Origin of the sequence: Microcoleus sp. A6-C6 (assembly GCF_036705955.1) — a bacterium.
GTDB lineage: Bacteria > Cyanobacteriota > Cyanobacteriia > Cyanobacteriales > Microcoleaceae > Microcoleus.
In genome coordinates, this window is the sequence record NZ_JAUBVR010000050.1 from 22,556 (window position 1) to 45,895 (window position 23,340).

General features: G+C 45.0%; 11 protein-coding genes and 2 pseudogenes. 6 read left to right on the forward strand and 7 right to left on the reverse strand.

Annotated features, from left to right (window positions below):
* Nucleotides 1-83: 83 nt before the first annotated feature.
* The 3 genes and pseudogenes from QUB52_RS19415 to QUB52_RS19425 all read right to left on the reverse strand — a co-directional run.
* Nucleotides 84-275: pseudogene (locus QUB52_RS19415) on the reverse strand (IS5/IS1182 family transposase); the annotation flags it as partial.
* A gap of 213 nt (nt 276-488) precedes the next feature.
* The gene (locus QUB52_RS19420; protein ID WP_265237614.1) at nt 489-1,622 is read right to left on the reverse strand and encodes a hybrid sensor histidine kinase/response regulator; all 1,134 of its coding nucleotides are present in this window, start codon (nt 1,620-1,622) and stop codon (nt 489-491) included.
* Nucleotides 1,623-1,641: 19 nt separating this feature from the next.
* Nucleotides 1,642-1,806 carry a response regulator gene (locus tag QUB52_RS19425; RefSeq protein WP_332967167.1) on the reverse strand — a complete coding sequence of 55 codons (165 nt, stop codon included), beginning with the start codon at nt 1,804-1,806 and terminating at the stop codon, nt 1,642-1,644.
* 209 nt (nt 1,807-2,015) lie between these two features.
* Between QUB52_RS19425 and QUB52_RS19430 the strand changes: the two genes are divergently transcribed.
* Entirely contained in the window at nt 2,016-3,206 is a 1,191-nt protein-coding gene (locus QUB52_RS19430; RefSeq protein WP_332975084.1) for an RNA-guided endonuclease InsQ/TnpB family protein, read from the forward strand.
* Nucleotides 3,207-3,486: 280 nt separating this feature from the next.
* Here QUB52_RS19430 and QUB52_RS19435 read toward each other — a convergent pair whose 3' ends face one another.
* The 3 genes from QUB52_RS19435 to QUB52_RS19445 form a co-directional block, all read right to left on the reverse strand.
* Entirely contained in the window at nt 3,487-5,211 is a 1,725-nt protein-coding gene (locus QUB52_RS19435; RefSeq protein WP_265237638.1) for a two-component system response regulator, read from the reverse strand.
* A gap of 452 nt (nt 5,212-5,663) precedes the next feature.
* Nucleotides 5,664-12,476 (reverse strand): PAS domain S-box protein, encoded by a 6,813-nt coding sequence (locus tag QUB52_RS19440; RefSeq protein ID WP_332975085.1) that lies wholly within the window; start codon nt 12,474-12,476, stop codon nt 5,664-5,666.
* Between the two features lie 322 nt (nt 12,477-12,798).
* Nucleotides 12,799-13,005, reverse strand: a complete 207-nt coding sequence (locus QUB52_RS19445; protein ID WP_265237641.1) for a hypothetical protein — start codon at nt 13,003-13,005, stop codon at nt 12,799-12,801.
* Nucleotides 13,006-13,581: 576 nt separating this feature from the next.
* Here QUB52_RS19445 and QUB52_RS19450 point away from each other — a divergent pair.
* The 5 genes and pseudogenes from QUB52_RS19450 to QUB52_RS19470 all read left to right on the forward strand — a co-directional run bounded on the left by QUB52_RS19450 (nt 13,582) and on the right by QUB52_RS19470 (nt 23,197).
* Nucleotides 13,582-14,325: a hypothetical protein gene (locus QUB52_RS19450; protein WP_265237643.1), complete on the forward strand. Its 744-nt coding sequence runs from the start codon at nt 13,582-13,584 to the stop codon at nt 14,323-14,325.
* Between the two features lie 209 nt (nt 14,326-14,534).
* Entirely contained in the window at nt 14,535-20,240 is a 5,706-nt protein-coding gene (locus QUB52_RS19455) for an AAA family ATPase (protein WP_332975087.1), read from the forward strand.
* A gap of 234 nt (nt 20,241-20,474) precedes the next feature.
* The gene (locus QUB52_RS19460; RefSeq protein ID WP_332975088.1) at nt 20,475-20,810 is read left to right on the forward strand and encodes a helix-turn-helix domain-containing protein; all 336 of its coding nucleotides are present in this window, start codon (nt 20,475-20,477) and stop codon (nt 20,808-20,810) included.
* A 119-nt stretch (nt 20,811-20,929) separates the two neighbouring features.
* Nucleotides 20,930-22,354 (forward strand): annotated as a pseudogene (locus QUB52_RS19465) (IS5 family transposase).
* Nucleotides 22,355-22,489: 135 nt separating this feature from the next.
* Complete coding sequence (locus QUB52_RS19470; protein WP_265237649.1) at nt 22,490-23,197, forward strand: IS630 family transposase; 708 nt, start codon at nt 22,490-22,492, stop codon at nt 23,195-23,197.
* A gap of 21 nt (nt 23,198-23,218) precedes the next feature.
* Here the strand turns inward: QUB52_RS19470 and QUB52_RS19475 are convergent, their stop codons facing one another.
* The gene (locus tag QUB52_RS19475; RefSeq protein ID WP_442923375.1) at nt 23,219-23,332 is read right to left on the reverse strand and encodes a hypothetical protein; all 114 of its coding nucleotides are present in this window, start codon (nt 23,330-23,332) and stop codon (nt 23,219-23,221) included.
* Between the last annotated feature and the right edge of the window lie 8 nt (nt 23,333-23,340).

Here is a 23,340-nt window from a genome sequence, read left to right on the forward strand (position 1 = left end):
CTTTCTAGCATACCTGGGGTGATATTTAATTGCAAGCCCCTTATCTCAACGGTCAACTTTCAATTTGATGTATTTGCCAAAGTGAGATGCACCCGAAATGATTTGGCTGGAGCTCCAGTAGAAACTGTAAAATTTTGGGCATATTCTGCTTCAAATTCTGACCACGGAATTAGTTTTGCCATGATTACCCAACGATTATCCTCTGACAATTGCCCCTCGAAGGGCAGGTCAAAGCTGGACGGCGGGCTTGGGGTTGGGTCAACTTTTCGGTACATTACGAAAGTGATGGTGTGCTGGGCTTTTGACTCATTTTAGCTACTATCTTTGCACATTTTCAGCGCTAAAACGAGCCCAAGTCCTTTGATGTAAGGGTTTTAGGCTTTTTCAGCAAACCCTATCTAGTTCGTCATCGACAACAAGGATGGAAGACATTTTTTATGATACTTTGTAGCTTTTACGATCTTGAAATAATCCTGTCAAAACCCCTGCTAACTGGGAACTATCGGCAGGGTGACATATACCGTTGTTTCCTGTTGATAAATACTGGTAATCGAGAACTCACCTCCGGCTAGTTCGACAACTTTATTGACAATTTTTAAGCCCAAACCAATGCCCTGTTGCTCATAGGTCTTGCGCTCAAACTGCATGAAGGCACCGATTTTAGCAATTTGCTCTTCTGTCATGCCCCGCCCTGAGTCATGTACAGATAAATTCAGCATTTCCCCCACAACTTGACCACTAACTTTAATTGTTGTATCTGGTGGGGAAAATTTCAGTGCATTATCAACTAATTCATGCAGAATTATTGATAGATATCGCTCTGGTAGAGACAGTACCACTTCCTCAAGTGCAAATATGAGGTCGTTGCTACGGTTGAAGCTCTGAGCATGGGATTTCAACGCAGTTTCAATGGCAGAAGTTGAGAATTGAGTAGGGGCGGATTGAAGCTTGTGTTGCCGATTGGCGGATAATTCTAATTCTAAATAAATGAGGAATTTTTTCGTTAAATTTTCTAAGCGACGGGCAGATTGATCGAGCCAGCCTAACATCTCATTGATTTCGGCGAGATCCATCTCTTCAAAATCCTCCTTAAGCAATCCGATAGTACCTAATATGCCATTGAGGGGCGTATTCAATTCATGGGATAGACTAGAAGCTAAGTTGCCACGCAGTTCATTGAGGGTACTTTCTAAGATATTGATAGTATTTTCTTGGATGTGGGACAAGTTCTGGATATTGTCATACTGTTGCTTGATTCTGAGCATTGAATTGACGCGAGCACGCAATTCAATTCCATTTACGGGTTTACTAATGAAGTCGTCGGCGCCGGCGGTTAGACAATGAGCAAGGTCTGATTTTGAGCTTAATGCCGTGACCATAATGATGGGAATTGCTTGCCATTTTGAGATAGCTTTGATTTGCCGACAAACTTCGATGCCATCTATTCCTGGCATCATCACATCTAGCAAAATTAGATCGGGATTGAAGGTGTCGAGGGTAGCGATCGCCTCTTGACCATTGGCAGCATAATGCAATTGATAATCCTGCTCGGATAACAGGGTTTCAATCACATCAAAATTATCTGGCTCATCATCAATGATTAAAATGGATGGTGTTTTCATGGTGATCTTGATTGGGGAGCTAAAAGTTAATAATAGTTGCCAATTGCTTTAAGTTGACAGATTTGCTAAGGTAATCGTTGGCTCCAAGGGCAAGGCAACGATCGCGCTCGCTTGTCATGACTAGGGTGGTGAGAGCAATGATGGGTACATCAACTAAGTTTGAATCGCGGCAGATCTGCTGCATGGCTTCTCGTCAATTCATACAGGGATTTGAATGTTAATCAGCATCAGATTGGGGTTTTCAGACTAGACTAGAGTGATGGCCTCCTCTCCATTTATCAAGAACTTGGGTTTAAAACCCCGTCATAAGCTCGACGGCTTTAATTGTAACTTTTTGTCACGCACCCATTTGTTTTGTGCTGACCGTGATAGCATAAGGGTGGAGGTAAGGCAATGCTAGTTTTTGAGTTCAAGGCTTACGGAAAATCAAGTCAGTTCCAAGCGGTAAACGAAGCTATTCGCACCAGCCAGTTTATCCGTAATAGCTGTTTGCGTTACTGGATAGACAATCCTAAAAAGAACAAGTACGACTTGAATAAATACTGTGCTGTACTAGCGGCAACTTTTCCGTTTGCTGACGAACTCAACTCCCAGGCAAGACAAGCAAGTGCCGAACGTGCCTGGGCAGCCATCTCTCGGTTCTACGAAAACTGTAAGAAAAAGATTCCTTGCAAAAAAGGATATCCACAATTCCAGAAAGACTGCCGTTCTGTTGAGTACAAATCTACTGGGTGGAAACTTACAGATGACAGAAAGTCGATAACTTTCACCGATAAAAAAGGGGTCGGCAAGCTCAAGCTCAAAGGTACACGCGACTTGCATTTTTACCAAATCAGCCAAATTAAACGGGTACGATTGGTAAAACGTGCTGACGGTATGTACGTCCAGTTTTGTGTTGATGTCAATAGAAAGGAAAACACAAAACCAACGGGTAAAACCATTGGACTAGATGTTGGGCTAAAAGAATATTACACTGATTCAAACGGAGTCACGGTTGAAAATCCTAGGTTCTTGAGAAAAAGTGAACGTATCCTTAAGCGCAGTCAGCGTCGAGTATCGAGAAAAGTTAAAAGTTCAAAGAATAGAGGCAAAGCTCGACAGGTTTTAGGCAAGCGCCATCTCAAAATAAGCAGGCAACGTAAAGACCATGCCGTAAAATTGGCAAGGTGCGTAGTTCAGTCAAACGACTTGATAGCCTACGAAGATTTGAGAATTAAAAATATGGTGCAGAATCATTGTCTCGCTAAGTCTATTAACGACGCATCTTGGTATCAGTTTCGTGTATGGCTTGAATATTTTGGAAAAGTATTTGAGCGCGTAACGGTTGCGGTGAATCCGCAATATACCAGTCAAGAATGCTCTAGCTGCGGCGAAGTTGTCAAAAAAACGCTATCCACCAGAACTCACGCTTGTAAATGCGGGTGTCTAATGGATAGAGATTTCAATGCTGCTATGAATATCCTAGGTCGGGGATTGGGTACGGTAGGGCATACCGGAACCTTTGCATTAGATGCAAATAACGCTTTGGGAGAATTGACCTCTACTGTGGTTGGAGAAATCCAATTAGAGCAAGTCGGCTCGTAGATCAAAGAATCCCCATGCCTTCAGGCTGGGGAGTGTCAAAGCTACGATGCACCGATGCTCAAGACTAGGGTGTGTTTTCCAACCCTGGGAGGGCGAACCCTGCGGACACAAAACATTCGTTTTTAGCGGTAAGCGATCACCCGCAGGGTTCGCCCCCTACTGAAAACAGGCTCTACGGGCTAGGGTTGGAGGGAAGAGGGGTTGCATCTGTCGTAAACGACGACAGCGGTTGCTATATATTGAATTAATTGATTGAAGCAGGTGGGCAACACTTTTTATATTAATTGGTAAGATAAATCCTTTCAATTTCAGTCGCCGGGAGGGGTTTAGAAAATAAATAACCCTGTCCAAATTCACAACCGAGTTGTTGGAGCCACTGAAGTTGCTGAGTTGTTTCAATTCCTTCGGCAATGACGGTAAGTTCGAGTTGATTACTCAGAGTAATAATAGTGTTCACAACTTGATAGTTGCGATTTTCGGCTTGGAGCTGATTGACAAAAGAGCGATCGATTTTGAGGTTATCCACTGGAAAACGGTGCAGATAACCCAGGGAAGAATATCCCGTGCCGAAATCATCAATGCTGATCTGAATTTGGCGCGAACGCAATTGTTCAGTTAGCGCGATCGCCATCTGAGCATTTTCTATAATCGCGCTTTCGGTAATTTCCAGTTTGATGTTAGCAGGATTAACCGCAGTTTCTGCCAACACCCGATCGACATCAGCCAAAAGGGTTGGGGAAGAAAATTGTCGCACAGAGAGGTTAACGCTCATTGTTAACTCTGTCCAGCCCCGTTGCTCCCATATCCGAAGTTGCTGACACGCCTGCTTCAACACTACCATTCCTACTGGCACAATCAGCCCTGTTTGCTCCATGCAGGGGATAAATTCTCCTGGTAAAACCATACCCCGAACGGGATTTTGCCAGCGTACCAGTGCTTCAAATCCGACCATTTTTTGGGTTTGTAGATTGACAATTGGCTGGTAGTAGATGACAAACTCTTGATGTTCCAGTGCTCGCTGTAAATCATTTTCCAAGGTCAGCCGGTTTAGCATTGCCAAAGACATCTGACAATCAAAAATTTGATAGCAGCCTTTCCCAGAAAGTTTAGCTTTATACATTGCTGTATCGGCATCTTGTAAGGGTTCTTCCGGTTGTTTATAAACACTACTACCTAGAGCAATGCCCATACAAGCAGTCATAAAGATTTCACAATCTGCAACTAGAAACGATGCGTCAAATCCCCGTAAAACAGCTTCAATAAATAGTTCAAGATCGACCGCACCATCAATGTTATAAAGCAAAAAGCAAAACTCATCCTCACCCATACGTGCTAACACATCGCCAGGGCGTAGATGATGCTGTAACCGTTCTGTCATGGCGAGTAGCAATTGATTGCCGACGGCATAACCAAAGGAACCATTAACCAATTTAAACTGATCGCAGTCTAGATAAACCACCGCAAATGATAATTCCCCAGCTTGTAAAATCTCAGCCAATTTTTGAAGCAAGAAAGTTCGACTGGGTAATGCTGTGAGTGCATCCTGAAGAATCATGGTTTCCAATTGGGCGGTTCGTTGTTGCACCGTTGCTTCTAATTGAGCATTGAAGCTTACTAATTGCTGATATTGCCCATGAATGCGTAACATCGATCGCACCCTTGCTTTTAATTCTAAGTGATTGATAGGTTTGCTGATAAAGTCATCCGCCCCTGCCGCGAAACATCTGGCGAGATCCGTTTTGGTTGTCAAGGCTGTCACCATAATTATAGGCACTGATTCCCATTGCGGCATAGCTTTAATGCGTTTACAGACTTCTATGCCGTCTATCCCTGGCATCATTACATCGAGCAAAATCACATCTGGCTTAAAAAGGTCTAAGGAAGCGATCGCATCTTGACCATTGGAAGCGTAGTATAACTTGTAGCCAAGATTGGGCAAAAGGGTTTCAATCACGTCAAAGTTATCGGGTTCGTCGTCAACGACTAAAATAGAAGGGGTATTCATAAAACCAATGTACGTAATGAAGGGTCTGAAGATATTGTATGCACTCTTTTATATTATTATTATTATAACTCTAGCAATCCTCATTGATTTTCTAGGTATATTAAAGTTGAAACCCTTGCTATACAAAGAGTCTAATAATATAAGAGGTCGTTATATCTTGAGACTCAGATCGGATTGCTATATCAAAATTAGGAGAGTAGGTGGGCGATCGCCACAAACAAGTGATATTTATCTTACCCATATATAATTTAAGCTCGCGCTCGTTCTACAAATTATAGTTTTAGGAATTGGTAGAAAAAACTTTTCAAACTCTCGAAGGGCAAAGCATTCGGGACTAAAACAGTGTTTTTTAGGGGGAATTTATCGCTCGAATGCTGAACCCCTACACCAAATTTATAGTTTGAAAACACGCCCTAGCAAGAAAACCCCTATTGAGAACCAAATACCTTTGTTTAGGGAGCTAAAAGTTGTTGAATAGAGGATACTAATTGCTTCAACTTAACAGGTTTCGTAAGATAATCATTAGCTCCAGCGGCGAGACAACGATCGCGATCGCCAGTCATAGCTAAAGCAGTTAGGGCAATAATCGGCACATTGACTAAGTTTGGATCACGGCGAATGTGCTCCATAGCTTCTAATCCATCCAGCCCCGGCATTTGAATATCCATCAAAATTATATTGGGGTTTTTAGACTTGGCTAGCGCGATCGCCTCTTCTCCATTCTTAGCCAAAACAATACGATAGCCTTTAGCTTTCAGGTAGCTCGTAACCGTACTAATATTAGCTTCGTTGTCTTCTGCCAACAAAATTAAAGGAGATCCTTCCTTTTCTGGTTGAAAAAACTCGATGGGAGACTCCGCCTGGGATTTCAAATTAGAAGCAGATAAGTTAGGAGAAGATAGGTTAGGAGAAGATAGTTCACAACCAACGCCGGGAAGGTCAATCGTGAAGCAACTTCCTAATCCTACTTGACTCGTTAAGCCCACTTGTCCGCCATGAAGTTCGACAATGCGTTTCACTAAGGCTAAACCCAAGCCAGTACCCGCATATTGACGATTTAAGGCACTATCGATTTGGATAAAAGGCTGAAACAATTTGTTAATATTTTCTGGGGCAATACCGATGCCTGTATCGATGACAGCAATTCTTAGATAGTCTTTGAGTTCTAACCCCTCTTCCTGGGGTTTGAGAGCTAGTTCCTGCTCGAAGGGAGTCTGGTATAACATCACCTTGGTGTCCCCTTGGAGATCGTGCGGGACTAGAACCGTTGCCCGCTTGTGACGAGTGACTTCTAGGGTAATGCGTCCCCCTTCTGGGGTGAATTTGACAGCATTGTTAAGCAGATTGATCAAGACTTGGCGGATGCGCCGTTCATCAATTAAGAAGTCTGGCAAATTTAAGGGAATTTTAATCTCTAGTTGGAGGCGTTTTTGCATGGCTTGTTGTTTGATAAATGCCAGACTAGATTGACACAGACGATTGATTGAAACTGGTGTAAAATCCAACTCCATTTGACCGGATTCAATTTTAGCCACATCCAAAATGTCGTTGATTAATTCTAGTAAGTGAAAGCCACTGCGCTCGATGGTTTGTAAAGCCTTAATTTGTGCTTCGTTAACTATGCCAAAGACTGCCTCTTGTAGCCCCTCAGTCATACCCAGAATGGCATTAAGGGGGGTGCGGAGTTCGTGACTCATGTTGGCGAGAAATTCGTCTTTAAGGCGGGTAGCACGGGCAAGTTCCTCGTTAGAAACTGCCAATTGTTGATTGCGCTCAGTGACTTGCTGCTGCGCTTGTTGTCGTTCAGTGAGTTCTTGCTGCAACTGCTCAAAGAGGTGGGCTTGCTGAATGGCGATCGCCAACTGATTAGCAATTTGTTGCAGTAGTTGCGCTTCAGACTCTTGCCATACTCGTTTTTCTCGACAGGCATGGATGACTAAAACCCCCCAGAGCTTATTGCTTTGGTCTGGGGCAACCCATCTATCGTTTTCGCTCCCTCCCACTTCTTGCAGGATAGGCGCAACGATTTTGGACTGAATTTGACCTTCAATGCAGTATTCTACTAAACAATCACTCGATATGTCAGTCATCACATCAGGGACAATGCACGGCTTACCCTGCCAATAGTATTGTAAGATTTCTTGAGACCAAACTTCATTATCCCACTGACGATCCTTGAGAGCGGGGAACTGACTAGATACCGATTCCTTAACAATTTGGCTTTTGCCATTGCCAAATAGCCGGAACACGATGACGCGATCGCCTCGCAAAATTTCTTTGACTTGCTGCGTCACAGTCGCCAAAATTTGGTTAATATCCAAGGATTCGCGAATTTGCTGGACGATCACTCCCAAAGCTCGCTGCCGTTGCAGTTGTAAAGCGATCGCCTCTTCTGTTTGCTTGCGGATGACCAGTTCCGATTGCACCTGTTCGTAGAGATTAGCTTGCTGAATGGCGATCGCTAACTGGTTAGCAGTTTGTTTGAGTAAATTGATTTCCCAGTCTTCCCACTGGCGTGGAAGATCGCATTGATGGACAATTAGCAATCCCCAGAGTGTGTGATTCTGAACAATTGGAACTACGAGTTTAGCTCTGACATGAATTTCTGCTAGGAATTGAATCAGACAGGGTAAAACTGGCTGGTTTTCATCTTCGCGATCGCTGAGGGCATACACTCTTCCTTGGATATAGCGCTCATAATTCTCTTCTGGGAAAACCTCTTGAGGAAAAAGGATATCCAGAATTTGGGGCCATTTTGGCAACACAGATTCAGCAATGGCAGCCCCCGTTCCTCCAGGAAAAACCCGATAAACCAGCGCCCGGTCTGATTGTAAGACATGACGGATTTCCTCAACAGTGGTATTGAGAACTTCGTCTAGATTCAGAGACGATCGCACCCGTTGAGTAATCACTCCCAGCAAACGTTCCTGTTTTGCCTGTTGTTGCAATCTCAATTCGGTTTGTTTGCGATCGCTAATATCGCGGCATACACAAATCAACAATCCATCTTCTGTAAGAGTCAGAGATAGACCTTCACTAAAAGTCGAGCCATCTTTACGGGTAGCGATCGCTTCTCCCTCCCAAGCGCGATCGCGCCCCAGCACTGGAAAAACTTCCTGCTCAAACCGTTCTAACTCCTCTAGGGAATACAAACCACTCCAGTTTTTGCCTACCAATTCTTCAGGGTATTCGTAACCAAATAGTTCTAAATGAGCTTGATTCAAGTAGAGGTAGGTGTCTCCTTGCATAATTGCAATGCCATCGATCGCCGCCTCAATTGCCGCTAGTTGCTGCGTCATCGCCTGCTCAGTTTCTTTGCGCTCGGTAATGTCTTGAATCAAGATTAGTAAGTGTGTCAGTCCGTCATGGCTTGATAGGACAGAGGTAGAAATGGTGACAGTTCGTTTGTGCCCATCTTGACGCTGGATTTCCCTTTCTTGAGCGATCTGATTTTCCCCTTGCCACATCTGTCCCAAACGGGCGATCGCTTGTTCTCGATCCCTTGGATCTGGGTATAAACTTTGATACCACCCCAGACGGTTAATATCTTCTAAGGTGTAGCCTGTAATCGCTTGCATTTGCCGATTCCAGACTGTGAAGCGGATAAAAGGAAACTCCTCAACTTCATGAAAAACACACAAACCTTCTGCCATGTTTTCTACAATTTGTTGACGGAAAGTATTTTCCTGCTGGAGAGTTGCTTGAGCCAATTTGCGGGCGGTAATGTCGAAGCGAATTGCTAGATACTGGAAAGGCTGCCTTTGTTCGTCCAGAAAGGGGACGATGGTGCTGGCAAGCCAGTACAGGCTACCATTCTTCGTCCGATTGCAAATTTCACCGCGCCAAATCTGACCACTAGAAGTGGTGCGCCACAGCTCTTGGAAAAAAGCGGGGGGATGGTAGCCAGAGTTGACAATGCGATGGGTTTGACCGATGAGTTCATCGCGGGAGTAGCCAGAAATGTCGCAGAAGCGATCGTTAGCGTAGTTAATGACCCCTTGAGCATCAGTGATAGCGACAATGGCGGAATGATCGAGGGCGAGTTTGAAAGCGGAGAGTTCTTGAATTAACTGCTGTCGTTCGGCTTCAGCCTGTTTGCGATCGCTAATATCAAAGTTGATCCCAATCATGCTCTGGGGATTGCCCTGGGCATCTCGCACCACCACTCCATTGGCTTTAATAAAGTGGACGCTACCATCGGGATGCACGAACCCATACTCGGTATCGTATTCTGCCTGTTCCAAGACGGCTTGGTGGAGCAATGTTTCGGTGGAGGTGCGATCATCGGGATGTATTCCGTTTGTCCAACTGTCGTAGGCTATAGGGGAATCAGATTGTTTCGTGAAGCCAAACAGTTCGTAGATCCGCTCATCCCCAAGGATGGTGTTCTGTTCAATGTCCCATTCCCAAGAACCGATCGCCCCTGATTTGAGGGACAATGCAAGGCGATCTGATAGTTTTTGTAGTTCGGCTTCAGCTCGTTTGCGCTCAGTAATATCTTTGGCGATCCCTAAAAAGCCCATAATTTGCTGATTGACATCCTTGAGGGGGGTGATGGATAGCAACACAGGAAAGCGAGAGCCATCTTTGCGGATATAGCTCCACTCTTCTTCGTTAACAATGCCTTGGCGTGCTTTGGCAACAAGAACCTCAAAGCCGGGAGGCACATATTGCCCCAGTTCGGCACAGAGGGAGGCTGCTCGGTCAATTACCTCCCTGGCATCATGAATGAGTGCAGGTGTGACAATGCCTACAATTTCTGCGGCACTATAACCCAGCATCTCTTCGGCTGCGGCATTAAAGGTTTGGATGATGCCAGTTGGGTCAGTGGAGATGATCGAGTAATCAGCACCATTGAGGATAGCGCGTTGTAGGCTGTTGACTTGCCAAAGCTCTTGGGTGCGTTCTACGATTTTGGCTTCTAGTTCTTGATTGAGTTGCTGGAGTTGTTGTTCGGCTTGTTTGCGATCGCTAATATCTGTCACCGTGCCTACATAACCGACTACTTGCCCCTCTGCATCCAGTTCGGCAACAGACTGCCCATAGACCCACGTCACTCCACCGTCGGGACGTTGAAAGCGGTATTCTAGTTGGAAGGGACGATTTTCTTCCATAGATTGCTGCCATTCGGTGGGGAGCGCGACGCGATCGTCAGAATGTAGCCCTTCTCGCCATCCGTCTCCGAAGGCGGTTGTTGGGGTGATTCCGCTAATTTGACACCAGCGATCGTTAACATAAATGCAGTTACCGACAGCATCGGTGCGAAAAATCCCCACTGGAGACGCTTCAACTAGGGTGGCGTAGCGTCCTTCGCTCTCTAGCAATTGGGTTTCAGTTCGCTTGTGATCGCTAATATCTGTCACCGTGCCTACATAGCCGACTACTTGCCCATCTGCATCCAGTTCAGAAACAGACTGCCCACATACCCACGTCACTTTACCATCGGGACGTTGAAAGCGATATTCTAGCTGGAAGGGATGATTTTCGGAGACAGATTGCTCCCATTCAGCAGTAACCCAGTCGCGCTCGTCGGGATGTAGCCCTTGTTGCCATCCCTTCCCAATGGCGGTTGTTGGGGTGAGTCCGCTGATCTGACAGTAGCGATCGTTGATATAGGTCAACTTACCCGCAAGATCGGTGCGAAAAATCCCCACGGGAGCTGCTGTCACTAGGGTGGCGTAGCGTTCTTCACTCTCTACCAATAGGACTTCAACTTTCCGTCGTTTAGTCAGTTCCTTTTGTAACCGTTGGTGGGTGATGGCTTGTTGGAGGGCGCTCGCCACTTGCAGGGATACTTGCCTTATGAGTTCGATCTCATCGGTTGTCCAAGTGTGCGGCACGGCTCGATAACTGGCGAGCATTAGACCCCACAATTGCTCCTCGACTACGATCGGTACCATCAGTTTGGCGCGAATCTCAAACCCCACTAAGAGTTCCTGATGGCACTGGGTCATCGCTTCGTTGTAGATGTCATTTATGATGCGAATTTTACCATTGCGATAAGGTTCTAGCCATTCTGCGCTAATACAAGGATCGTGTGCTTCGGTATTCAATACCGATCGCCCAGTACCGGTAATCGCTTCGGCGATCACCGTGCCGCTAAAGTCAGGACGAAACTGGTAAATGATCACGCGATCGCACCCAAGGAGCGATCGAATTTCTCGCACTGTGGTGTCGAGGATGTCTTGCAAATTCAGGGACGATCGGATGTTATCGGCAATCGTGTTTAGGAGTCGCTCTTGCTTTGCTTTTGTTTCTAGAGCAACTGTGCGGGCTTGAACCTGTTGCTCTAGCTCAATGTTGCGATTTTCTAGTAGTGCCACCTTTTCCGCCTCTAGGCGCACCACCTTGGAGTCTAAAACCTCCACCAGTTTGTATAGTTCTAGGGGGTTAAGGGCTTGTAGCAAAATGGTTTGGGTGACAATGCCCAATAGTTCTCCCTGCTCCCCCGTCACCGCCAACCGACGAATCGAGCGCTGCTCCATGATCTGCTGCACATTCCAGAGCGAATCATCAGGCTTGACTGCACAAATTGGTGTACTCATCACCGCCTGTGCTGTGCAGTTGTCCAGATTCAATCCCAGTGCTAGAAACTGCACCATGTCCCGCTCGGTGACAATCCCCACGGGAATTTGCAGGAGTTCTGTGGAGCAGCAGCTCGGTTCGACAATGATGACGGAACTGATGTGGTGGTTTGCCATCTGTTGGGCGATTGCCAACAGGTCACTATCAGGTGTAGCAAAAATCACCTCCCTGGTCATCACCTCCGCCACCAGACGCAACCGCAATAGGTGGAGCGGTCGGGAGATTTGGCGCAGACTTTCATGGGTAACAAGCCCCACGAGGCGATCGTGTTCATCCAGGAGCGGTAAATGGCGAATCTGGTGCTGCGGTCGCAGATTCATGGCAAAAAACAAATCGGTGAAGTCTGACTCGCGCAAAGTGACAGCGGGATGTGTCATCACCTGCTGCATGACTAGGCGATCGAGGGGCTGCTGCTGGGCAATCAGGCGTACTACGTCCCGTTCGGTCAAAATACCTAGCAACCGCTCGTTTTCTACTACCAACACACAGCTTGACCGTACCTCTTGGTGGAGTTCATCCAGTTGACTATCCGCTGTTTTATTGGCAGCACAGAGCGATCGCACCCCGCTCATTAGGGCGATCGCTGACCTTACTGTTGTATCGGGCGAGACAATCAATGGCTCGCGGGCGATCGCCGACTTCAGTTCTAGCGGGGTCAGAGCTGTGGCGTGAGTCAACATGGGTTTATAGGGGTTTTATTGTTCATCTTACATCCCGCACCTGTACTGTGACATTTGTTCCTCAGTCAGAAAAGGCTTCTAAAAAAGTAAAATTTAAGCATTCTTCACCAGGTTTCTTGGTTCTGGTATTATTGTATTCAAAATAAGGCGTTGCTGATTTACGGTATGAAAGGCTAAATATGCAATTCATAAAAACCAGCGTCTACAAAGCTTCTGGATTTTTCAATTATTTATTTCATACCGTAAATAAGCAACGCCAAAGAACTATTTAGAATAAAATAGCCCTGCACCATGTAGCGATCGCTTCGATATCCGCTAAAGGCTAATTAGTCAAATTTACTCGTCCCACCTTCTGAGCCACTTTTTTCGCTGCTTCGCCGGAAATAATATCACCGACTTCAACTTGCTTCAAACCTCGGTCAACTTTGTCAAGGAAGTAAACCCTCTTCATAACTTCCTCAAAAGTAATCTCTGGTGGCATTTCCTCTACGACCTTTAAGACTCTATATTTTACTATAATACCTGACATGACCCAGACTTTTTTTGTTGAGTCTGCTCTAGGATAACAGTCTCTGTCCTCCTATCAGATTAGTCCGTGTCAGTAAATCTACAGAATCGTAGATTTACTTAGTTAGGCTAACAAATTTAGGCAGTACGACACCTAGACAGAAACTGAATTATATAAATTAGAGAGTCAAATTTTACCGATAACCTCTAAGTTTCAAAGTGCTTCTGATAGATAGAAAGCAATCAGTAGCCTCCGTATAATTACTGAATACTGGGAAATACTCAGTATTGAATGAGCAGTTTGGACAGTTGGCTAAACAGTAGTTTTGCCGATGGCTCTAACAAAAATTTTAAGTTAGAATTTGCTTGAAGTAATGAAAGTGCCTTCATGCCTTCGTGCCTTCACTCGTTCGTAGGGACTCCAAGTTGTGACCGCATCAGTCTGATTTTATTTGACTGATTGCCCTTAATGTGAGGAAATTTTAAGGAATTCCCTGTTATGAATAAGCCCCTACTTCAAATTCCTTGGAAGAGGTGGAATTCGGGTCTAGCTAAATTCAACTCCTAAATTGTTGCCCATTACTTGAGAAAAATTGAGATGAAAACACTTCTAGATATAATAGAGAAAAAGAATCAGGAGTTTGCTCAGTTGCCGTTTTTCGACTATATGAAAGATGAAAGTGTTGAGCCTCGCCAAAAACTAGCATTTGCGCCAGTGATTACCCCACTGGCGCTGGAGTTCAGCGAGTTGTGCAAGCGGGTTTTGCGACAGGAACCCACGACAAACAAGATTCAAGAAATGGTGAATCGGCACACTTATGAAGAACATTTTCACTGGCAATGGCTGCTGGAAGACATGGAGAAGATGGGCATGAATTATTCCATGCCTTTCAGCGACGTTGTACGATTTATTTGGAGTGAGCACACCAAGGTATCTCGCTCCATGCTTCCTCTGTTTGAACGCTACACCTACCAAGCCGATCCGATCATGAAGCTGGTGGCGATCGAGGTTTCTGAAGTTACAGCCAATGTTTTTTTCCGGGCAACCAATCCAGTGGCAATGCAACTGCAAGCCATGACCGGGCATGAGTTCCGCTATTTTGGTATGTGTCACAATCACATTGAAAATACCCACACGCTCCATACTCCAGCCTCTTTGCAAGCCATCAGAGACATTGAAATCTCAGAGGAGATTCGCCAACAAGCGATGGAGTTGATTGATGTCGCCTTTGACTATTTTGCAGAACTGGTCAATGAATTTTTGGTTTACATTAAAACTCATTCCTACGAAAATCCGTTTGGCAAGGCGGCTCTTTCAGAGCCAGCGCTGAGCGTCGTCTAATTTATTGTCATTTGTCAGTTCTTGTAGCGATGGTAGAGGGGATAACGCTTCTGTTTTACCATCGTTTTTCAGTAGTATTACGTTTATATTTACAAATGGCTTCTGCTCTATCTATTCGATCGGTTTATGCTGAAAAAAAATATGAGTGTAGTGTGAAAGTAACCGTGAGAGTGGATATAATGATGAATCCATTGTTTTGAACAGGGTTTATGCTAAAGAGCTTGATTGGAATTCCAGGGTATCGAATTCATGAAACGATTTACACCAGTTCCAGAACGGTGGTTTACCGGGGCTGGCGAGAGTGGGATCAAACCCCCGTTGTGATCAAACTTCTAAAAACGGCTTATCCCAGCCTGGTTGAATTAGCACAATTCAAGAACCAATATGCGATCGCCCAAAATTTGAACATGGCTGATGTTGTCCGTTTCTATAGTCTGGAGACCTACCAAAATCAGCTTGCTCTAATTATGGAGGACTTCGGAGGAATTTCACTCAAGGAGTATACAGCGCTTTGGGGCCAGCAATCTGAAGTGAACACCTCACTTCATAAGGCTCCTCGCTACGAGCCACTGTTTCTCACCGAATTTTTGCAGATTGCGATCGCCCTCGCCCAATCGCTCAATAATCTCTACTGTCATCGCATTATTCATAAAGATATCAAGCCTGCCAATATTCTGATTCATCCCACCACCAAGCAGATTAAGCTGATTGACTTTAGCATCGCTTCCCTGCTGCCTAGAGAAACGCAACTTTTGATTAATCCTTCAGTGCTGGAAGGGACGCTGGAGTATTTATCCCCTGAACAAACCGGCCGGATGAACCGGGGCATTGACTACCGCACCGACTTCTATTCGCTAGGCATCACCTTCTACGAATTGCTCACTGGTCAGTTGCCGTTTCAATCGGACGATGCTCTCCAACTGGTACATTGCCACATCGCCAAACAAGCCTCCGCCGTCCATAACCTGAATCCTGCCGTGCCGCCGCTCCTCTCGGAGGTGGTGAGTAAACTGATGGCGAAGAATGCCGAAGATCGCTATCAGACCGCCTGGGGACTGAAGCACGACCTGGAAACCTGTTTGCATCAATGGAACGCAACGGCCATGATTGTGCCGTTTAAGCTGGGACACCGGGATACTTGCGATCGCTTCGTGATTCCTGAAAAGCTGTATGGTCGGGAAGCGGAAGTGACCATGCTGCTGGAAGCCTTTGAGCGGGTGCAGCAGGGTGCCACCGAACTGATGCTGGTGGCAGGCTTTTCCGGCGTGGGCAAAACGGCCGTCGTCCACGAAGTGCACAAGCTGATCGTGCGCCAACACGGGTACTTCATCAAAGGCAAGTTCGATCAATTCCAACGCAACATCCCCTTCTCGGCGTTGGTGCAGGCGTTCCGCGACTTGATGGGGCAACTGCTGACCGAGAGCGATGCCCAGATCGATCTATGGAAGACCAACATTCTAGCTGCACTGGGCGAGAATAGCCAGGTGATCGTCGAAGTAATTCCAGAACTCCAACGAATCATTGGCGAACAGTCTCCTGCGTCGGAACTGTCCGGCAGTGCAGCCCAAAATCGCTTTAATCTGTTGTTCCAAAAGTTCATCCAGGTTTTCACCACGCAAGATCATCCCCTAGTGGTTTTTCTCGATGACCTGCAATGGGCAGACTCCGCCTCGCTCAAGCTGATGCAACTGCTGATGAGCGAAGCAAAAAGCCACTATTTGCTGCTCGTGGGTGCGTATCGGGATAACGAAGTTTCGCCCGCGCATCCGTTAATGCAGATGATCGAAGAACTGCAGCAGACATCGGTCACGGTCAATAAAATTGCTCTAGCTCCCTTGACCCCCATCCACCTGAATTACTTGATTGCCGATACTCTAAATGTCTCACCAGAGCAAGCAATTTCCTTGACCAAGTTGGTGCATCAAAAGACCCAGGGGAATCCTTTTTTCAGCAATCAATTTATTAAATCGCTTTATGACGATGGACTGATTGTATTTGATACCTCGGTGGGCGGTTGGCATTATGACATCGCCCCAATCCGCGCTATGAGCCTGATTGAGGATGTGGTGGAATTTGTGGCCAAGCAATTGCAGAAGTTGTCGCTGGAAACCCAAAATGTCTTGAAACTGGCGGCTTGTATTGGCAACCAGTTTGACCTGGAAACGTTGGCGATCGTGTATGAGCAATCTCCCACAGAGACGGCTGCTGCTTTGTGGCAAGCCCTCAAAGAAGGAGTGATTTTGCCCAACGGCGAAGGATACAAATTATTCCCGGCCGATGGTTGGACACTTGTGACAGAAAATGCACCCATCCCTAGCGCTCAGGAAAAACCGATCGCCTCCTACAACTTTCTTCACGATCGCGTCCAACAAGCAGCCTACTCGTTGATTCCAGACGATGACAAACAGGCGACTCATCTCAAAATCGGGCAACGGCTGTTAAACAATGTGCCAGAAGCCGAGCGAGAAGCCAACGTTTTTGAGATTGTGAATCACCTTAATATCGGTATCGAGTTGATGCGATCGCAGGACGATGGCTTGCGAGTTGCTTCGCTACGGGAGCAACTCGCTCAACTCAACCTGATCGCAGGACGAAAAGCCCTCGCTTCTACCGCATACAAAGCTGCTATTGAGTATTTGACCAGGGGAATCCGCTTGCTGCGATTGGACTGCTGGCATCGTCAGTATGGGTTAACCCTGTCTCTGCATGAGTCAGCGGCTGAAGCGGCTTATCTCTGCGGAGCCTATGAGCAGATGGAGCAACTGGGTGAGGCCGTGATGCAACAAGCCAACACTTTGCTCGATCGCGTGGGCATTTACGACATCAAAATTCAGGCCTATACAGCCCAAAATAATGTGCTAGCTGCGATCGCGATCGCTCGGCAAGCGATGGCACAGTTCGGCCTCGTTTTTCCTCTTGAACCCACCCCGGCTGACATTCAGGCAGCCCTCCAAGAAACGGCTGTTCTGCTGGGCGGGCGTAATCCAGAAGAACTGGTCGATTTGCCCATGATGACGGCGGCAGACAAACTGGCAGTTGTTCAAATTGTGGCCAGTGTGGCTCCCGCTGTTTATATTGCCGCCCCAAATCTGTTTCCGTTGCTCATTTTGTCGCAGGTAAAAGCCTCGATTCAGTATGGTAATGCACCCTTTTCTGCGTTCTGCTATGCCTGCTACGGAATTCTTCTAAACGGGATTTTGCAAGACGTTGAAGTGGCCGATCGGGTGGGCAAATTGGCATTAGGGTTGAATGCCAAGTTGAATATCAACGTCATCAAGCCCACGGTTTTATATGTCGTGGGTGCTTTCATCATCTATCTGAAATCTCATCTCCAGAATGCTGTGCAGTTGATGTTGGAAGGCTATAAAATTGCGCTCGACACGGGAAATATCTACTACCTCGGCTTCAATGCGAAAGATATTTGTCAGTATTCCTATTTCCTGGGGCGGGAACTGCCTCGGCTAGAGGAAGATATGCAGGCTTATAGTCTTGTCCTGGAGAATTTCCAACAAACTACCACCCTCAACTACTGCCGGATCTATCATCAAGCGGTTCTTAACTTACTAGGCAAGGCTGAGAATGCTTGTGTTCTGACTGGTCAAGCATTGAACGAGGAAGAATTATTACCTCAGCTAATTGCTGCAAATGAATTTACAGGACTGCACTATTTCTACGTTCATAAACTAATTCTCTGCTATTTGTTTGGGGATCTGTCTTTGGCGATCGCAACTGCTACTCAAGCCAGACAGTATCTAGGAGCCGGCACCGGATACGCCACGATTCCGGTCTTTCAGTTTTATGATTCGCTCACTGCGCTGGCTGCCTATCCTACTGCTACACCGTTTGAACAGGGAGAATTGCTGCAACGAGTGACTGAGAACCAGCAAAAAATGCAAACCTGGGCCAGTCATGCGCCCATGAATTATCTGCATAAATTTGAGTTGGTGGCAGCGGAACGGTGTCGGGTGTTGGGTCAAACGGCGGTCGCGCTCGATCACTACGATCGCGCAATCGCGGCCGCCAAAGCCAACGAATACACGCAAGAAGAAGCCCTTGCCAACGAACTTGCAGCTCGATTTTATCTAGACTGGGGTAAAGAAGCGATCGCTCAGGTTTACCTGACGAATGGCTATTATGCCTACGGACGCTGGGGTGCGAAGGCGAAGCTAGATGACCTGGAACACCGCTATCCCCAACTCTTGGCTCCGATCGTACAGGGCGAGGACGCAAGCTCTCCCATCCGGGCCGTTCGCTCCACCACCACCGGGGCGGGACGTAACAGTTCCAGCATTTCCGAAGCTCTAGATTTGGCAACGGTGATCAAAGCATCTCATGCGCTGGCGGGAGAAATTGAGTTGGAGAAGCTACTGTCAACGTTGATGCAGGTAGTGGTTGAAAATGCCGGAGCCGAAAAATGTGTACTGCTGCTGCGACATGAGGAAAATTGGGTGATTGCGGCCCAAACCGCGACCAATGTTGATCTCGAAACTCCGTTAGAAGTGGGGGCCCAGCGCTCCCAACTCGGTGAAAATTCGGCGTTTGGCTTGCGCTCGCGACCCCTGCGATCGAGCCGCGACATTCCCCACTCCGTTGTCAACTATGTTTCCCGCACTGCCGAGCCTTTAGTGCTGGATGATGCCCGACTGGAAACGACCTTTGCCGATGATCCCTACATGATTCTACAACAGCCCAAAAGCTTGCTGTGTATGCCAATCTGTAATCGCGGCAAGTTGATTGGCATGGTGTATCTGGAAAATAATTTGACGATCGCCGCTTTCACTCGTAACTGTCTGGAAGTTCTGCGGTTGCTCACGGCGCAGGCAGCGATCTCGCTGCAAAATGCAATGCTATACAACAAGCTTGCTGTGGCAAAAGTGCAACTGGAGAAAGCAAACCATACGCTGGAAAAGCGAGTTGAGCAGCGAACTCAGGAATTGCACAAGAAAAATCAACATCTCTCTGCCACCCTAGAGCAACTGCAACGCACGCAAACCCAATTAATTCAAACTGAGAAAATGTCAGGGTTGGGGCAACTGGTGGCTGGAGTGGCTCATGAAATCAACAATCCAGTGAACTTCATCTACGGCAATCTGATCCACACTGCTGAGTATACGGGGAATTTACTGGACTTAGTGGAGCTTTATCAACAGACCTATCCAGCGACCAACCGCCAAATTGAGGAGAAGATTACAGAAATCGACTTGGACTTCCTGATTGAAGACTTGCCCAAGATACTGAGTTCAATGAAAGTAGGGGCAGAGCGCATTCGTCAAATTGTCCTATCCCTGCGAAACTTCTCGCGACTGGATGAAGCAGAAATGAAGCCTGTTGACATCCATGAGGGAATTGACAGCACACTCATGATTTTGCAAAATCGGCTGAAAGCAAAACCCGATTGTCCTGCCATTGAAGTTATCAAAGAATACGGCGATTTACCAAGGGTAGAGTGCTATGCAGGCCAGTTGAACCAGGTATTTATGAATATTCTGGCAAACGCGCTTGATGCTTTAGATCACTACAACGCTCAGCGTTCTGTGAAAGACGCACTCAATAATCCCAGTTGCATCACAATTCGGACTAAGTTATTGACTAACAATACTCAGCCTAGTCATTCTAAAAGAGTGGTAATTCAAATTCAAGACAACGGTTCTGGGATGACACAACAGGTTAGACAACAGTTGTTTGACCCCTTCTTCACCACAAAACCTATTGGTCAAGGGACTGGATTAGGACTGTCAATTAGCTATCAAATTGTAGTTGCTAAACATGGTGGCTCCCTCGAATGCTTTTCTGAACCCGGTCGAGGGGCTGAATTCTGGATTGAAATTCCAGTTGACCAAAGCAGTAGTGACTGTACTGCCGTGGCTAGCCCTGTCAAGGTGTTTGCTGAGCTTGCTTCAAAAGTCGAGCTGTAGATACATGACGATGCAGTGGGTCTACAATCAAGTCCGGTTTTTTCTTCTTAGGAGAACGAGGTTGTTTAAGCAAAGATTTCAAGTTAACTAGCTGGGCTAAATCTGTCAAGCAAAGAGCAAATTGGGGGGGTGATAATGATCCGACACTCCTCCAGTATATATAGCAATCCTAAATCATTATCTACACTTATTATGATATAATTATATGCAATAATTGATTGTGACAATAAAAAGATGAATAACTTACAACTGCCACAGAAAGATATGGAAAAAGAAAGAGCGTCGTTAGAATCTTTCATTAAAAGTGATCGAACTGTAAGAGAACTCAAGCGAGCAATAGCTGTAAGGATGGCTATCGAAGGTAAGGTCTACCATGAAATTAGCAAAATTTTAGGTGTAAGTAAATTTTTTATTGGTTATTGGAAAAAACAATTTAAAACCAAAGGCGTCGCAGGGATCAAACTAGGGCATAAAGGGTCAAAAGGATATTTAACATCTCTACACAAAACTGAAGTAATCGAATGGCTAAAGAATAAAGAATATTGGGATTTCGATGAGCTAGTTACTTAGGGCTTGCTGAAAAAGCCTAAAACCCTTACATCAAAAGACTTGGGCTCGTTTTAGCGCTGAAAATGTGCAAAGATAGTAGCTAAAATGAGTCAAAAGCCCAGCACACTATCATTTTCGTAATGTACCGAAAACTTGACTAGGGCCCCAAAAGAGCCATCCAACTTTGACCTCCCCTTCGAGGGGCAATTGTCAGATGATAATCGTTGGGTAATCATGGCGAAACTAATTCCGTGGTCAGAATTTGAAGTCGAATATGCCCAAAATTTTACAGTTTCAACGGGAGCTCCAGCTTGCGTCATTTCGGATAGCATTGGGAGCATTAATCATTAAAGAAAGGTTAGGAACTAGCGACAAAGAAACAGTAGAACAAATAAGAGAAAACCCATACCTACAATACTTTATAGGCATGACAACCTATAGTAGTGAAGCACCATTCGATTCATCCATGTTCGTTCATTTTAGGCAGAGAATAGGTGTCAGTCTAGTCAACAAAATTAACGAAAAAATGGTTAAAGACCAGACAGAAGTGCCAGCAGTAGAAGTCAAACAAAAGTCATCACAAATAAGTGAGGCTAAAAATCAAGGCAAATTAATATTAGATGCAACCTGCGCGCCAGCAGACATTAAATATCCGACCGACTTAGGACTATTAAATCAAGCTAGGGAACATACCGAAAAAATTATAGATGCTCTACATACTCAAATTCAGTCACCAGTAAAAAAAAAAAAATAACATATCGAAACACAGCCAGAAAAGAATACTTAACAATAGCCAAAAACCGGAAGCCCTTACGAAAAGCACGAAGAAAAGCGATTAAAAAACAACTTCAATATATCAAAAGAAATTTGGCTCATATCGATAAAATGGGTCAGCTACAGTTGCTGAGTAAATATCATTATAAAATGCTGTTAGTGGCTACAGAGGTCTACCGTCAACAGTTATGGATGTATGAAAATAAAGAACAGAGTATTCAGGACAGAATAGTAAGTTTAACACAACCACACATCCGCCCAATTGTCAGAGGAAAAGCCGGGAAATCCGTTGAATTTGGGGCAAAAATGTCAGCGAGTTGTCGTAATGGGTACGTGTTTTTAGACCGAATTAGTTGGGATAATTTTAACGAATCTGTAGACTTAAAAACACAAGTAGAAGAATTTAAACGGTTCACGGGATTTTACCCAGAATCAATTCATGTAGATCGGATTTATCGAACGAGAGACATTCTTAGCTTGGTGCAAAGAAAGAGGGATTAGGATGAGTGGTCCACCTCTAGGAAGACCCCCGACAAATATCAGCAAGAAAATGAAGAAACAGGCTCAGTTAGACGAGAGAATTCGTAACTCAATTTGTCAGAAAATTTGGAGAAGCTAAAAGAAGATTCAGCCTTGGTAGAGTGATGGCTAAACTTTCTAATACTTCTCAAACAACCATCGCCATAACTTTTCTGGTGATGAATCTTTCTGCCCTGCTGCGGCAGGCTCTTTGGCTTTTTTGTGTCTATTTCAGAACAAACAGCTTTTTTCAGTTTTTCTACCTTTACTGATTAGCAAAAATCGTATTTACCCAAGAAAGTTTAAATAAAACTTATCTCATCAATGTGAATGCGAATTCACTCATCTTTCTAAATACTGTTTTCTGACTTTTTCAGCAAGCCCTACTTATTTAGAGGGAAAATTTGGTGTCAGCTATAAATCAAAACAGAGCTATTATGAACTTTTATATCTGGCGAAGATTACCTGGAAAAAAAACTCAGAAAATCAATCCCAAATCTGATCCCGAACTGGTCAAAAAAAAGAGGGAACAAATTAAAAATATTTTAGCCAAAAACAAGGCTGGCATAAATTCTGGAGAAATAATAGTATTTTTTTTAGATGAATGTCATCTACTTCATGGCGATATCAATGGCTACGTTTGGGGTCGATCCGATCTAAGAATTGAAGTCCAAATTACCAATCAAAAAAATAGACAAACTTATTTTGGCGCACTCAATTATCAAACCAAACAATTCCATGTTAAAGGTTATAAATCTGGGGATAAAAAATCAACAGTTGAATTCATAAAATGCTTGCAAAATAAATACAAAGAGCGGAAAATTATCTTGATTTGGGATGGAGCTAGTTATCATAAATATGGAGAATTTAGAGATTATTTGTCAGAAGTTAATCGTGACAAAGAACCTGATAATTGGTCAATCACTTGTATTTTATTTGCTCCCAATGCTCCCGAACAAAATCCCGTTGAAGATATTTGGTTACAAGCTAAAAATTTTTTACTAAAGTATTGGTATTTATGTAAGTCTTTTAAGATGATTAAATTTTTGTTTGAGTTTTTCACAAAGGAACATAAATTTGATTTCCCCAAAATTCATCAGTACACCTATACATAGAAAATGATGGCTCTTCCGTACTTATTGTGCTAATTTTTCAGGAAAATGCCAAAAAAGTAATGCCCCTATTTCAAAATTTCTCAAATTTCTAAATCCAAAACCACACCTTTTTAATAGCTTTAATTTAGTATTAATTCCCTCTA

What these genes read in the sequence shown, in the direction of transcription:
- QUB52_RS19420 (WP_265237614.1), bottom strand. Translation starts at nt 1,622, where the DNA reads ATGAAAACACCATCCATTTTAATCATTGATGATGAGCCAGATAATTTT.
- QUB52_RS19425 (WP_332967167.1), bottom strand. Translation starts at nt 1,806, where the DNA reads ATGCAGCAGATCTGCCGCGATTCAAACTTAGTTGATGTACCCATCATT.
- QUB52_RS19430 (WP_332975084.1), top strand. Translation starts at nt 2,016, where the DNA reads ATGCTAGTTTTTGAGTTCAAGGCTTACGGAAAATCAAGTCAGTTCCAA.
- QUB52_RS19435 (WP_265237638.1), bottom strand. Translation starts at nt 5,211, where the DNA reads ATGAATACCCCTTCTATTTTAGTCGTTGACGACGAACCCGATAACTTT.
- QUB52_RS19440 (WP_332975085.1), bottom strand. Translation starts at nt 12,476, where the DNA reads ATGTTGACTCACGCCACAGCTCTGACCCCGCTAGAACTGAAGTCGGCG.
- QUB52_RS19445 (WP_265237641.1), bottom strand. Translation starts at nt 13,005, where the DNA reads ATGTCAGGTATTATAGTAAAATATAGAGTCTTAAAGGTCGTAGAGGAA.
- QUB52_RS19450 (WP_265237643.1), top strand. Translation starts at nt 13,582, where the DNA reads ATGAAAACACTTCTAGATATAATAGAGAAAAAGAATCAGGAGTTTGCT.
- QUB52_RS19455 (WP_332975087.1), top strand. Translation starts at nt 14,535, where the DNA reads ATGCTAAAGAGCTTGATTGGAATTCCAGGGTATCGAATTCATGAAACG.
- QUB52_RS19460 (WP_332975088.1), top strand. Translation starts at nt 20,475, where the DNA reads ATGAATAACTTACAACTGCCACAGAAAGATATGGAAAAAGAAAGAGCG.